Origin of the sequence: Simiduia aestuariiviva (genome assembly GCF_014192475.1) — a bacterium.
GTDB lineage: Bacteria > Pseudomonadota > Gammaproteobacteria > Pseudomonadales > Cellvibrionaceae > Simiduia > Simiduia aestuariiviva.
This window is the reverse complement of sequence record NZ_JACHXZ010000001.1, coordinates 43,658-57,132: the sequence shown is the minus strand read 5'-3', so window position 1 is coordinate 57,132 and position 13,475 is coordinate 43,658. Positions and strand designations below refer to the sequence as shown.

Sequence of the window (13,475 nt, the reverse complement as noted above, 5' to 3'; positions counted from 1 at the left end):
GGTGGCTGAAAGCTTATGCCTACTTGGCCAAAGCTGCCAGCGCCGACTGCATGTTTTCAAAGCCGAGTCTACGATAGGCATCGAAGTGCTGTTCGTTGTAAAACTGATTGTCAGTGCTGTCGTTGGGAAAGCTCCGATCAATATTGGCGAAGGCTCGCACCTGGGCGCTGCTGTGCAGGGTAAGCAGCGTTTTCACGAACAGCAATGTGCCAGTTTTGCCTGAGGCGTAGTGAATCTGACCGGTGGCAAAGCAGGCGTCGTGGAGGCCATCTTCGGCGCGCAACAGGGGCTCTACATCGATGCTGATTTGGCAGTTGAAATCAGCTTCTGCGCGCTGAATAAGCAGCCCTAAGTCCGACAGGCTAGTGTGCGGGTCGGCGCCGGCGTCGCCAGAAATAATGAGTGGTACCTCGCGCCGGAGCAATTCATACACACCCAAATTTTCAAAGTGGCCACCGTCACTGAGGTGTAGATTTTGATACTGCTCGCCCAAGCCACAGCCGAACATTTCACGGCCGATCAGCCAATAGGGCATGCGCGTCCAATGGTTGCGCGGCGCGCGCGGTGCTCGCACCCAAAAGCCGAGCCGTAAATTCAGCAGTGCCATCAAAAAGCTGAGACTGCGGTTGGCTGATTGCGCGGTATCCGGGTCAACGGCGGCACCGGAGGTGGCCATGGCCTCGCCCAGCGTCAAGCGGCCATACTGAAAGGCGCTGGTGGGCGCAAAGCCCGTGGCCGGCGCGCCGCAGTACAAGGGACTCAGTGTGAAACTGGCCCCTAGGCGCGCGCGCCACAGCGATTGCGGTGAATTGCGCGTGCCGAGGGTGGTGTTGATTAGCGGCAGTGGCGCGCCGGTGGAGGGGGAAATAGTGGCCAGCAAGGTGTCATTTTGGCGCTCGGGTACGCCAGCGACGGGCGCAAAAAAGGCGTTGCACAGCTGCGCTAAGTAGTAGCTGTGCATGGAGGTGCGATTGATGGATGCCAGCCCCAATAAGATGATCGACACGGCGAGGGAAATTTTATAGCCCAGGGTGTCGATGATGCCGGCGTCAAACACCCAGTGATAGGCGGCAGCGGCCAGGCCAAATAGCAACAAGGTGAGGCCAAACATCGCAAATTGTGGCCGCGCTTTCACGCGACTCAAGGCGGCGACACCACTTAAAAATGGCACGGCGTAATTTAAGTGGTCGGTCCAAACGTCCAGTGCCTCGGCCTCTGCCGCACCGACAATGGCGTCACCCAATTGTGCGGCGACGGGTAATAGTCCAATGAGCCCTGTGACTAAACTGAAGGTTAACAACTGGCCCATGCGGCGGCGCGCGCGAAAACTATGGTGGCGGTTGTGCTGACGCCACAGTGCCATGGTGGGGATACTCAATAAAAACAGGCCAAAACTGCAAACCGACAACCAAAGCGCCAGTAGATAACCCGCGTGACCCTCGATGATTTCAGCGCCCGGTAGATGCCAGTGGCTGGGCCAGCTAAAGGTGGCGTGGGGCAAGCCCGCGAGCCACACGGCGCCGAGTAACAATGGCACCACCACCAATAAGTTAAACAGCGTGCTGGCCAGCAGCGCCGATAGCAAGGTAACACCGGTAACGGATTTGCCATCGATTAAAAATTTGCCGTGCGCGCGCAACCAGTCGAGCACGCTGCCCTTGCCGGCCGTTTGGTTGAACAACGGCGCGTCGTCTGCGGAGGTGGCGTGGTGTTTTAACCATTGAAAGCAAGCGCCGATGTAGCCGCCACCCGAGACGCTGGATAAATAATCTACCTCGCGCAGTTTGTTGGCGGCTTGCAGCGCTTGTAACACGCCCAAGTGAAAGCACGCAGAGCGAATGCCACCGCCAGAAAACGCCAGCCCCAGGGCGGGTTTGTCGAGCGCGACGCCGGCATTTTTCCGGCGCTTGGCAATCCAGTGCTGTTCGGCGGCGTTAACCTGATCAAAGTTTTCAGTGCTAGCCATTATGGGTAGCTCGCCAGGCAGCTGCTACCGGGCGTGAATTGATAGCCCTCCGGGTTATCGCGGTGCACTTTCAGGTATTCGATGAGCGCCATGCGTTGCTCGTGGCTCAGCTCGGGGCCAATGATACCTTTGGGCAGCGGGTTGGCTTTGTAGTCGGCCTTGTAAGCGGCCCACTGTTCTGGTGATGCGCTGAAACCGTGGCCGGTATTGTGGTTGCCGGTAATGCCGGTGTCGAACCACATGCCATCGTGCTCGCGCCCCGCTGCGGGCGTGGTGATATAGCCTAAGTGCGCTGGGTCGTAATCGCGACGGCCCACAAAAAAGCGCTTGTCGCGCTCAGCCGGCGGCATCAGCATTTGATAAATGTTGGGCACCGAGCCGTTGTGCAGGAACGGCGGCGTGGCCCACACACCGGCCAGCGGACGCGGCTTGTAACCGGCGATTTGTTGCGGTAAGTCGAGTGTGCCGAATCCTTCTAAACATTGAATTTGTTCGTGGCTCAACTGGTTGTCTTCGTAGTAGCGCGCCTTGATCAGCAGGCCCACGATGTTTAACCCAACGCCTTCCGTGAGGGCAGTCGGGTCGAGCGCGTCGAGCTTTTTCGCCACCGCGGCTTGACCGTAATCCAAGTTCCACCAGAGCGCATTAATTTGACACTGGGTGTTGCAGCCCAGTTGGCGGTAGGGTTGGTAATCGGCGTTCACTTTTTTACTGGGCAGAAAATTATTTTCGGTGAGCGCGGTGCGAATAGCGTCGAAGGGTGCCGCGTTAAAACCATCGAGCGCCAATTGATCGGGGTCGGGATAGTTGGCGGCGAGCGTTGCGAAAATGGAATCGTTATTGCCGTCTGCCTGCTGTTTGGCCGCCAGGGTTTGGAGGCGGGCCAGTATGTCGCGCGCCAACTGTTTATCGAACAGTGGCGTGAGCACGGCGCCGATGGTTGCTTTGTCGATACCGGCCGGCGTTAGGTCGTAGGTTTTGTTAATAAAGCCTTCGGCGGCGTTGGGATCCGTGCCGATGTGATCGAGATCGATCACTTCAATTAACCATTGATCATCGGTGCTGGTTTTGAGCGGCGCTTCGGCGTGCATGCGCGCAGCGCTGGCTGGATGCGGGCCGTGGCATTCCACGCAGTGGTTTTCAAACAGCGCTTTGCCGTCGGCGGCGAGTGCTTCATTGACCGCACCGAAAATTTCGGTGGGCCACGCAGGCTCTTGCAGCGTTTGCAGGGTGTGTTCAATTTTTTCAATATCGGGAATGCGCACGGAGCTGCGGAAGCGTTGGTGCGCGGGCAGTGGTGCGCCCTCTGGGGTAATCAATGGAATCACCGCGCCCACACCCAGCGCTTCGCCGATGTTGCGCGCCAGCGGCTGCGCCACTGAGCCGTTGTATTGCACCCAGTTAAATTTCCAAATATTCCACAAGTAGGGATAGCTTACGGGCGCGTCGCCCACTTGCATGTTGGACTCTATCAAGTGATCGCCAAACAAGGTGTTGGCGATGCGGCCCAGCGCATCGGTGCGACCATAGCCCTCGCGCGTGGGGTAGAGGTGTTTGAGCGGGTTGTTTTGCTTAATGCCCACGAACGCTTTCAGCGATTGCCCCAGTTGGGTTTTCAGCGCAGCGCGGTCGCCGCCGTCGGCCAACACCTTGTCGGCGAAGCGATTAAATTTAACTGGGTTGGCCCAGGTTTCTATTAACGCGGTTATCAACGTGGGGCCAAAGGTGCCGCGATTGAGATCGGTAAAGGCGTGCATGGCTTGGCCGCCGTCCACGCGCACGGCGTAGTTGGTGTCGCCCTTTTGGTAGTGCAGCTCGCCGGTGTGACAAGCGGCACAGGTAATGTCGAGTACGTCTTCGCCAATATCAGTGTTGAAATGTTTGGTAAAACCCACGGGCAGATGATCGGGGTTGGCCGTTGACGCTTCGGGGTCTACCAAAAATTTAAACCGGCGCATGTTCGAGGGCGCGGCAAAGCGCTCAGTGGACAATGGCATTTCCAAATTGATAAACCAGCTGTAGCGCAGGGCGCCAAGATTGGCCCCCTGGGGCACGGAGGTGCCCTGCGGGGTGTAGTAGTAGATGTCGCGCTCGGCGTCGGACCAGTGTTGTGTGAGGTACACGGTTTTATCGGTGACTTCCTCCTGCGGCTGCAGCGACTTTGATGTTTCAACAAAGTACACAAACGCCATGACTACTACCGCCACAAAGGTGACTGCAGTGCCCACCAACCAGCGCAACCAGCGCTGGCTCGCCAATGTTTTAATCCAGTGTGTCATGCTTTTTATCCTTATCTGAATGTTGGGAGCCAGCGTGGCTTACAGTGTTTTTAAATATTCGATGAGCGCGCGCTTGGCGTCGGTACTGAGTTGCACGCCATAGGTGTGGCCGGCATTACTATTGCCAAGCAGGCGGGTTTCAAACCGGTGCGCTTGCGATTCATCGAGAAGGTTGTTGCTGAGGCCCACTGCCGTGGGATCGAATTCCACTTTGCCCACGAAAAATTCTGTGGGGCGCTGCGCGGGTTGGGTGAGCATGGCGTCCAGCGTGGGTACCGAGCCGTTGTGTAAATAGGGCGCGGAAGACCAGATGCCCGACAGGGGGCGCGCCTTGTAATAATGCGGATCGGTGCTGAGTGGGGCCTTGTCGACTTGGTGCATGCTGAGCGCCGCCTGCCAAGTCGCTGCGAGTGGGTGGTCGAGCAGTGCACCGACGGCCGCGTGGGCCACCAGCTGGATTGTGGGCGCGGTTTCTCCAATGACGGGGCCGGCAGCGAACAGAATTTTCTTGCCGGCGAATGCGCCGGACTTGGCGTGAGCGCCCGTGAAATTGTGCGCCATGGTGGGGTCGGTGCCGATGCTGGCCACGTCGACGGGGGTGCTCTTTAATATGCGCTTGGGGTCATTGCGGTTGGAGAGCTCGTGGCACTGCACGCACTCGCGCTGATAGATATCGGCACCCTGTGCAATCAGTTGCTGATCGAGTGAACCCAGAATGGCTTCGGGCCACTGGGGTGAAGTCAATTGATACCATTGGTCTTGTATGGCACCGAGGTTGTCGATTTCAACGGTGGATTTGTAGCCAAGGCCGAAGTCATTATCGTGAATATTCAAGTGACCAAACACGGCCAGCGCCGTGGTGGCATTTTGAATCAGTGGGCCGGGGCCGGCGTTGGGCGCCGAGGCGTTCCACTGCACCAGATCGAGGTGCGAGGCATCCCAGAGCACGGGGTAGCTCACGGGCGCATTGGGTTCGCGACGATTGTCGGGAATGCCTAAAAACTCTACCGCCACCGCGTTAAAAATTTGGCCGAACGCATCGAGCCGACCGTAGCCGTAGTGGCTGTCGGTGCGATTGGTGTGTTGGCGCTCGGTGAGGCTGGCAACCCATTCGCGCATTGCCGCGCGCAGTGCATCGGGTTTGGAGGGCTGAATTTTGTCGCTAAAGCGCGCAAATTTTTCGGCGTCCTCAAGGGTGCTAGTGAGCGCGTCGATGGCGGCCTGCTCAAAGGCTTGGAAGTCGAGTAGCGCGGCGCCGCCGTCGATGTGAATGCGTTGGTCGCCATAAAATACTTGCCCCGAGTGGCAACCTGAACAGCCAAGGCCCAACCACGCGTGGCCGTCCCGTGGCTTGCTGACGGTGAGTCCAATGGGCAGGTTGTCGGGATTGGTTGCGCTGGCGCCCGGCACCGCAAAGCCGAAGGACTCTAGATAGGCTGGGTTGTTAAACGCAGTGCGCGCATTGGGTTGCTCGAGTGCGAGGAACCAACTCTGGGGCATGACCCGCGAACCGAAGGACGTAAACCACGCCTTGTTGCGAGTGGCGTCGTCCCAATTTTGATCCAGCAACACTAGGCCACTGGGCGTTGAATGGTGTTGGCTGGTGGGTGTTTGGTCACAGGCGGTGAGCCCAGCGGTCGCCACGGCCGCGCACAGGCCGAGTGATCCCCAAGAAGGTGTCGTCACGGAAGAAGTCCTTATTGTGTTTTTTATCCAGCGCGTTTTTTACCATATTTGGCGAGTGATTGCGTGTTTCACTCGAAGTAATGTCTGAGCGCGCTGGTTTCACTGGCGAGAGTAACTTGGCACAATAGCTAAAACGCGGGTTTGTCACCTTTGCTATCAAATGATTTGGGCGACATTTGCGAAGGCAAACCAGCAACAATAACAAGTGAGTAAATGTTATGGCGGATTTTCGGGTGTGGTGCATGGTGGTTTTGCTGTGTGTGGGGTGCAGCAGTTTCGCCGACGAGCACGCGGTAAAAGTGCAGGCCAATATGCCAAATCTCTCCTTGGTTCCGCACATGACGTTGCTCGAGGATCCATCGGCTGAACTTACGTTGAAAGAGATCGTGAGTGGCAAGGCCCCCGAGTTTCGCCGCTGGGCGCAGCCCGCGGCAAATTTTGGTTTTTCCTCGTCGGCCTATTGGGTGGCACTGACCTTTGAAAATACCCAAGGTAGCGCAGCCGATTTGTTCATTCGGCAAGATTACCCGCTCATCGACTATCTGGACTTTTGGTTTAAGGATGCCAACGGTGTGTGGCGCAATCAGGCCACGGGTGATCGGCGCCAGTTTTCGAGTCGCCCGGTGGGGGTTAGGGATTTCGTGTTTCCGTTACAGGTTCCGCCCCACGAACGGCAAACGGTTTACTTTCGGTTTAAATCTGACGGCCCCATTAATATCGGCTTAAGCGTGGCCGCCCCCGGCCCCGCCTTGAGCCGCGCGGCCGGTGAGCAATTGTTGTTTGGCGCTTACTACGGCGGCTTCCTGGTCTTAGTGATTTACAACCTGATTTTATTTTTGGCGGTTAAAGACCGCGTCTATGTGTACTACATGGTGTATGTGGTGAGCTATGGGCTCTACATGTCGGTGCACAACGGTTTGGCCTTTCAATATATTTGGCCCGGTAGCCCGTGGTTGGCCAATCAAAGTTTGCTAATGCTGTTGGGCATCTCTCTGCTATTTGGGCTGCAGTTTTCCCGAGAGGTCAACGGCACCGTGCGGCTTGCGCCCAAGACCGATCGCGTGGCAGTGGTGCTCCAGGCGGTTAGCGCGGCGCTGTTACTGGTGACGCCATTTCTCTCCTATCAATTGTTGGTGTTGGCCTACTCGCTTCAAACTGTGTTTGTGTGCAGCGTGATCGTAGTGCTGGGTTTCCTATGTTGCTTGAGAGGTTCGGTTCCGGCGCGCTACTTTATGGCGGCCTGGCTGTTTTTCATGGTGTCGGTGTTGATATACATGTTTAAGCAGTTTGGCTTTCTACCGCACAACTTCTTTACCCAAAACAGTTTTCAAATGGGCTCGCTGTTAGAGATGGTTTTGTTGTCGCTGGCACTGGCCGCGCGCGTAAATGAAATGCAAAAGTTAGGTTATTCTGATGCGCTGACTGGCCTTGCTAATCGCCGCCATTTCGACGAGCGCCTTCCGAAAGAAATCGAGCAGGTTCAACAGACCGGTGCTCCCCTGTCACTGGTAGTGCTAGACATCGATCATTTCAAGCGTATCAATGATGAGCATGGACACGCCGTGGGCGATGAAGTGATCGCCACCATCGGGCGCTTGCTGCGCAAAAATGTGCGTCGGCCCAGTTTTGCGAGCCGCTACGGCGGCGAAGAATTTGCCGTGCTGTTGCCCAATACCGACTTACAGCAGGCTCAAATTTTGGCGGAGCGTTTGCGGGTATTGGTAGAAACAGAGTCACCCATGCAATTGCCCATTACGGCGAGTTTGGGTGTAGCCTGTTGCGATGGCGATCAGTTAATGGCGCGTGGGGCGCTGTTTGAGGCGGCGGATTCTGCGTTGTATCTTGCCAAAACGGAAGGGCGGAATCAGGTGCAGGTGTACGCGGTACCAGAGGCCAGTCGCCGCGCTGTAGAAGAAAGTTGAATAAATAAAAAAGTGGCGATGCAACTGCATCGCCACGCGCTCACTTCAGACAATTTCAATCGGCTTTATTTGCCCTTTTTACCCGGTGCGCTCTTGGCAGGTGTGGCCACCTTGCCGGTGGTGTTTGCGGGTTTAGTTGGCACTTTGGAAGTAGCAGAGGGAGCCGCTTTGTTGCCATTCGGGGTTTTAGCCATTTCAATCTCCTAGAAAGGCTGGCGGGCTAGTGAGGGTGTCGGGAATCGATGCCTGCGCTAGCGCTCGCGGGTTACCAACGTGTTGTTGGCCCCTTTAATATATGCTCAATTTTGCGGCGCGCAAGAGGCTGTGAAAAATATTTTTTTGGTCAAAATTGGGTGGCGTTGGCGCACTACTTTGGGTCGAGACTGAGCGCAAACGTTTCGCTCAGTTCAACCCAGGCGGCGAGCTGTTTTTCTGAGTCTACGCCGGCGGCGGCGATATAGACCATGCCGCGCAGGGGCTTGCCGGTGAAGTCCATTTGCCGCACGTAGGGAACTTTCAGGCAGGCTTCATAACGCTCGGGACCTACGCGCGCCATCAACTCCTCGCCCACCACTCCACAGCACATGTTGCCGTTCAACATAATGGCCAGTCCGCCAAACATCTTTTTTTCTTGGTAGCTGTCATGGTGGTGTAAATGGCTTCGCACGCGCTCTACCAGTGCTTCACTGTAAGACATGGTGTACTTTCCTTTGGGTAAACTGACCCTGTGACGCCGTTAATGATTTAGCGATGTGTTTTGCTTGGCGGACGCTGGTGCACGTGTGCAGGATGGGTCGCCGTTTAATTGGCCGTGCCAGAAGCATTGATGAGGTTGTGAGCGGCAGCAAGGCCCTGTGGGAGGCTGAAATGTTTTTCAATAGGCTTAGATCAAATTCGTTGTTGCCAGTGGTGGGCATGTGTGCGTCCCGGAATCCTACTGTTGCGGCTTCATTACGATTTTTGTGCTAAGCCCTTGGCGACAACATGAATGCTAAGGTCGACAAAAATGCAGTGCCGATTGCCATCGCAAACTACCAGAGTAGCCAGCTATAGCCGTGGTTTAAAAAGTGTGGGCGGTGCCGATCGAAGGGCTAAAACTATCGGCACTCACTCCACACAACGACTTAAGTTTAGCACATACATACTGGATTGCCGGCTCCGTAAAATCTGAGCCGTCTGGCGCGGCAATTGGCCCCCGAATTTGCAAGGACTTTACGTTCGCGCACATGGAATCAGCGTCAATTTTTTGATGATTTTGGATTTCCTTCAATCGACAGGTTTTGGGCGCGAGCGCACAGATTTTAAGGGTGTGTTTTCGGCATACTGTGCCATGTTAAACGGCAGTTAATTTAGGTGTTAGGTGATTTTATGCAGTTCATAAACAATACTTTTTTTATAACAATTATCGCGGTTTCGAGTGTGTTAAGCGCGTGTGGGGGCTCCTCCTCCAGCGACCCTGAGCCCATGGCAACGCTGAATTTATCGATTGTCGATGGCCCCGTTGATGCCGCAGATGCCGTGGTCATCGCGTTCAATGAATTGGAAATAAAGCCCGCCTCTGGCGCCAGCCAGGTGGTGACATTGGCGGAGACTGCCACCATTAATTTGTTGGACTATCAAGGCGAAGTGAGTGCGCCCTTGGTGCGCAATTTATCGCTCACGCCCGGCAACTATAACTGGGTGCGCTTGGGTATCGATGCGGCCGCGTCCTACATCGAAATTGACGGGGCTCAGTATCCGCTGGAGATTCCCAGCGCGGCCCAATCGGGCCTGAAATTGAATCGCGGATTCACTCTGGCGGCGGGCGGCGTGAGCGATTTTACGCTGGAGTTTGACCTGCGCAAATCGGTACATCAAGAGGGCACAGGCGACTACAAGTTGCGACCCACATTGCGCATGGTTGATAACCTAGAAGTGGGTACTGCGGTGGGCACAGTGGATCGCGCGCTCATTGAAGATGTGGCGTGCACCAACAACGGCGATAATAACGACACCGGTAACGTGGTCTATGTCTATGCCGCTGCCGATGTGACACCGGTGGATATTCAGGGTGCCGAGACCGACCCAATTACCTCCGCGACGGTCACTTATGATGATGCGAGCAATAACTTTGTGTTCACCGTGGGCTTTTTAGCGGCGGGCGATTATACCCTGGCCTTCACCTGTGACGGTTTAGTGGATGATCCACAGGCGGTCGATGAGCTGCTATTTGGCGCCACTGCCAATGTCGCCATTACAGCGGGTGCAGCCACGCAAGTGAGTTTATAAATTTTCCGAAGTGCATGCTGAGAACTTGAGCGGGCCAGTGGCCCGCTTTTTATTTTCCGAGCAGATCTCTGGCGATGATCAATTTCATAATTTCATTGGTTCCCGCGTATATTTTTTGCACGCGCGCATCGGCCCAGGCGCGCGCCACAGGATATTCCCACATGTAGCCATAACCGCCGTGCAGCTGCAGGCACTCGTCGGCCACCTTACATTGCAGATCGGTGGCCAGTAGCTTGGCTTTGGCGGCGGTGGGTACATCGAGTTCACCCTTGATGTGAAGTTCTAAACATTTATCGATAAACACCCGCATGGCCGTGATCTCTGCGCTGAGTTGTGCCAAGACAAATTGCGTATTCTGGAAGCTGGCCACGGCTTTGCCAAATGCCTTGCGATCTTGTACGTAATTCACGGTGTGCGCCAACACGGCTTCGGCCGAGCTGATGCCGCCTATGGCCACCGACAACCGCTCCTGCGGCAACTCCTGCATGAGGTAGACAAACCCCTGCCCTTCTGAGCCCAATAGATTTTCTTTGGGTACTTTGACGTCTTGAAAAAATAACTCAGACGTATCCTGCGCTTTCATGCCAACTTTTTCTAAGTTTTGGCCTTTGCTAAAGCCCGGGCTGTTGGCTTCCACCAAGAGCAAACTGATGCCGCTAGCACCGGCGCTGGGATCGGTTTTGGCGACCACAATGACGAGATCGGCCAGCTGGCCGTTGGTGATAAATGTCTTGGCGCCGTTGAGCAGGTAGTGATCGCCCTGCCGCACGGCGGTGGTTTTTACCGCTTGTAAATCCGAGCCGGTGCCCGGTTCAGTCATGGCGATGGCCGTGATGATGTCACCACTCATGCAGCCGGGTAGGTATTTTTTTTTCAGATCGGCGCTGCCGTATTTATATAGGTAGGGCACGGCGATGTCGGAGTGCAGACCCCAGCCAATGCCCGACAGACCCAAGCGCGAAATTTCTTCGTCGATGATGGCGTTATAGCGAAAATCAACACCTAAACCGCCGTCGGCTTCGGGGATGGTGGCCCCTAAAAATCCTTGCGCGCCGGCTTTGCGCCACAAATCGCGATCGACGCTGCCCTGCTTTTCCCACTCGCTGTGAAAGGGTACCGCTTCGGCTTCTAAAAATTTCGCCACGCTGTCTCTAAACTGTTCGTGCTCGGGTTGGTAAATTGTTCTAGCGATCATCGCTGGCTCCGCTGTCTGAGAAAGGGGTGTTGTCGCGCGCGGCGTTTATCAATATCTCGGGCGGTGTGAATCGCTCGCCGTAGGTTTCGGCGAGGCTCTCGGCGCGCGCCAAAAATTCTTGCAGACCCGTTTGATTGACAAATTGCAGGGCGCCGCCGGTCCACGCTGGAAACCCGATGCCAAAAATCGATCCGATATTGGCATCGCGCACCGTGTTGATGACACCGGCTTGGTAACAGCGCAAGGTCTCCAGTGCCATGATGTAGAGCAGTCGATCCTTGGCGTTTTGCAGTGTTATTTTTTCCGGCTGCACATCGAAGTGGGTCACCAGCTCCGGCCATAGATGCTTTTGCCCCTTGGCGGGGTATTGATAGAAACCTTGGCCCGCAGCCTTGCCGTGGCGATTTAATTCCAGCATGCGATCGAGCACCGCCTCGCCTGAATGATGGGGGTAGTCTTGCCCTTCAGCGCGCAAATCCGCCTGGGTTTGCCGGCGCACTTTATCGAGTAGCGTTAAGCTCACCTCATCCACCACGGCCAGTGGTCCCACCGGAAAACCGGCGAGAAAGGCAGCGTTCTCGATGAGTGCCGGGTGTATGCCCTCGGCCAACATGGCCATGCCCTCGTGGGTGAAGGTGCCAAATACGCGCGAGGTAAAAAAGCCGCGGCTGTCGTTTACCACAATGGGGGTTTTGCGTATCTGCTGCACAAAATCATAGGCCTGCGCGAGGGTGGCGTCGCTGGTTTGGGCGCCCCGAATAATTTCCACCAAGGGCATTTTTTCTACCGGTGAGAAAAAGTGCAGGCCAATAAATCGGTCGGCGTGCTCGGCGGCCCGCGCCAGCCCGGTGATGGGTAACGTGGAGGTGTTGCTGGCGATGATGGCGGTGTCAGGTAGGTGGGTTTGTGCTTCGCGGGTTACGTTTTCTTTGAGCTCCCGGTTTTCGAACACCGCTTCAATGACGAGTTCGCAGTTTGCGAGATCGTCGGGAATGTCGGTGGCGTGAATGCGCGCCAAGATGGATTCCGCCTCGGCTTCACTGAGGGCGCCCCGCTCGATGCGTTTTTGCAATAGCGCGCGCGCGTGCTCTTTGCCCTTGTTGGCCGTGTGTTTGTCGATATCCTTTAACACCACCTCGATGCCGTTGGTGGCGCATTGATAGGCGATGCCAGCGCCCATCATGCCCGCACCGAGTACCGCCACCTTGCCTAGGGCAGTGCTTTGTTCCTGCGGCGGACGGCTTTTACCGGCTTTGATGTCGTTCAGCTGAAACCAAAAGGTGTTGATTAAATTCTTACACACTTGCCCGCGTGCCAACTCGACAATGTAGCGCGATTCAATGCGCGTGGCGGTGTCAAAATCCACTTGCGCGCCCTCAACGGCGCAGGCCAGAATTTTTTCCGGCGCGGGCAAACAGCCGTGGGTTTTGGCGCGCACCATGGCGGGCACTATGGGCAGTGTGCGCGCGACTGCAGGCTGCGACGGCGTGCCGCCCGGAATTTTGTAGCCCTTTTCGTCCCAGGGCTGACTCACCTCGGGATGGGTGGCGGCCCAGGCTTCTGCGCGCGCGATCAGGCCGGTTTGGTCGTCTGCCAGCTCGTGGATTAATCCCGCTTTTAGGGCGCGCTCGGGGCTGAGTTGCTTGCCTTCAGTGAGCAGTGGCAGCGCCGTTTGCAATCCCAAAAGGCGCACGGTGCGGGTGACGCCGCCCGCGCCGGGCAGCAGCCCTAAGGTCACTTCGGGCAAACCCATTTTCACGTGGGGGCGATTGAGTGCCACGCGGTGGTGGGCGAACAGGCACATTTCCCAGCCGCCGCCCAAGGCTGCGCCATTGATGGCGGCCACCACCGGTTTGCCGGCGGTTTCCAAACGGCGCATGCAGCGCTTTAAGGTTTCAACCATCTCAAAAAAGGCGGGCGCGTTGTCATCGTTTACCTGACTGAGTGCGGTTAAATCGCCGCCGGCAAAAAATGTGTCTTTGGCAGAGCGAATAACCAGTCCGCGCCAATCACTGGCGAGTAGTAATTCGGTGGCCGCGGCGAAATCATTGGTAAATTGTTGGTCCATAAGATTGGCGCGGGCCTCGGGCCGATCGAGCACAAAGTGATGGATACCGTTGTCGTGTTTGATAAGTTGCACGCTGGTGGCTGTCATGTGT

General features: G+C 56.2%; 9 protein-coding genes. 2 read left to right on the top strand and 7 right to left on the bottom strand.

Annotated features, from left to right (window positions below; genetic code table 11):
• Positions 1–19: 19 nt before the first annotated feature.
• Genes FHS30_RS00275 through FHS30_RS00265 form a run of 3 tightly spaced genes read right to left on the bottom strand, consistent with a single transcriptional unit; the run spans position 20 to position 5,931 of the window.
• Entirely contained in the window at positions 20–1,966 is a 1,947-nt protein-coding gene (locus tag FHS30_RS00275) for a patatin-like phospholipase family protein (protein ID WP_183907228.1), read from the bottom strand.
• Entirely contained in the window at positions 1,966–4,245 is a 2,280-nt protein-coding gene (locus FHS30_RS00270; RefSeq protein ID WP_246341099.1) for a di-heme-cytochrome C peroxidase, read from the bottom strand. Before FHS30_RS00270 ends, FHS30_RS00275 begins: the two co-directional genes overlap by 1 nt.
• Positions 4,246–4,284: 39 nt before the next feature.
• A complete protein-coding gene (locus tag FHS30_RS00265; protein ID WP_183907227.1) occupies positions 4,285–5,931 on the bottom strand; it encodes a di-heme-cytochrome C peroxidase in 1,647 nt (548 codons plus the stop codon).
• A gap of 218 nt (positions 5,932–6,149) precedes the next feature.
• On the opposite strand from FHS30_RS00265, the gene FHS30_RS00260 reads away from it, so the two are divergent.
• A complete protein-coding gene (locus FHS30_RS00260) occupies positions 6,150–7,853 on the top strand; it encodes a diguanylate cyclase (protein WP_183907226.1) in 1,704 nt (567 codons plus the stop codon).
• 65 nt (positions 7,854–7,918) lie between these two features.
• On the opposite strand, the gene FHS30_RS17245 is transcribed toward FHS30_RS00260, so the two are convergent.
• The gene (locus tag FHS30_RS17245; RefSeq protein ID WP_281368169.1) at positions 7,919–8,047 is read right to left on the bottom strand and encodes a hypothetical protein; all 129 of its coding nucleotides are present in this window, start codon (positions 8,045–8,047) and stop codon (positions 7,919–7,921) included.
• A 173-nt stretch (positions 8,048–8,220) separates the two neighbouring features.
• On the bottom strand, positions 8,221–8,550 hold the full coding sequence (locus tag FHS30_RS00255) for a TfoX/Sxy family protein (RefSeq protein ID WP_183907225.1): 330 nt from the start codon (positions 8,548–8,550) through the stop codon (positions 8,221–8,223).
• Between the two features lie 671 nt (positions 8,551–9,221).
• Here FHS30_RS00255 and FHS30_RS00250 point away from each other — a divergent pair.
• Positions 9,222–10,121 (top strand): DUF4382 domain-containing protein, encoded by a 900-nt coding sequence (locus FHS30_RS00250; protein WP_183907224.1) that lies wholly within the window; start codon positions 9,222–9,224, stop codon positions 10,119–10,121.
• 49 nt (positions 10,122–10,170) lie between these two features.
• On the opposite strand, the gene FHS30_RS00245 is transcribed toward FHS30_RS00250, so the two are convergent.
• Together FHS30_RS00245 and FHS30_RS00240 are read right to left on the bottom strand one after the other, a co-directional pair.
• Complete coding sequence (locus FHS30_RS00245; protein WP_183907223.1) at positions 10,171–11,316, bottom strand: acyl-CoA dehydrogenase family protein; 1,146 nt, start codon at positions 11,314–11,316, stop codon at positions 10,171–10,173.
• The gene (locus FHS30_RS00240; RefSeq protein WP_183907222.1) at positions 11,306–13,471 is read right to left on the bottom strand and encodes a 3-hydroxyacyl-CoA dehydrogenase NAD-binding domain-containing protein; all 2,166 of its coding nucleotides are present in this window, start codon (positions 13,469–13,471) and stop codon (positions 11,306–11,308) included. Before FHS30_RS00240 ends, FHS30_RS00245 begins: the two co-directional genes overlap by 11 nt.
• Positions 13,472–13,475: the final 4 nt, after the last annotated feature.

Coding starts and splice junctions, on each gene's coding strand:
- FHS30_RS00245 (WP_183907223.1), bottom strand. CDS start 11,316: ATGATCGCTAGAACAATTTACCAACCCGAGCACGAACAGTTTAGAGAC.
- FHS30_RS17245 (WP_281368169.1), bottom strand. CDS start 8,047: ATGGCTAAAACCCCGAATGGCAACAAAGCGGCTCCCTCTGCTACTTCC.
- FHS30_RS00260 (WP_183907226.1), top strand. CDS start 6,150: ATGGCGGATTTTCGGGTGTGGTGCATGGTGGTTTTGCTGTGTGTGGGG.
- FHS30_RS00270 (WP_246341099.1), bottom strand. CDS start 4,245: ATGACACACTGGATTAAAACATTGGCGAGCCAGCGCTGGTTGCGCTGG.
- FHS30_RS00255 (WP_183907225.1), bottom strand. CDS start 8,550: ATGTCTTACAGTGAAGCACTGGTAGAGCGCGTGCGAAGCCATTTACAC.
- FHS30_RS00275 (WP_183907228.1), bottom strand. CDS start 1,966: ATGGCTAGCACTGAAAACTTTGATCAGGTTAACGCCGCCGAACAGCAC.
- FHS30_RS00240 (WP_183907222.1), bottom strand. CDS start 13,471: ATGACAGCCACCAGCGTGCAACTTATCAAACACGACAACGGTATCCAT.
- FHS30_RS00250 (WP_183907224.1), top strand. CDS start 9,222: ATGCAGTTCATAAACAATACTTTTTTTATAACAATTATCGCGGTTTCG.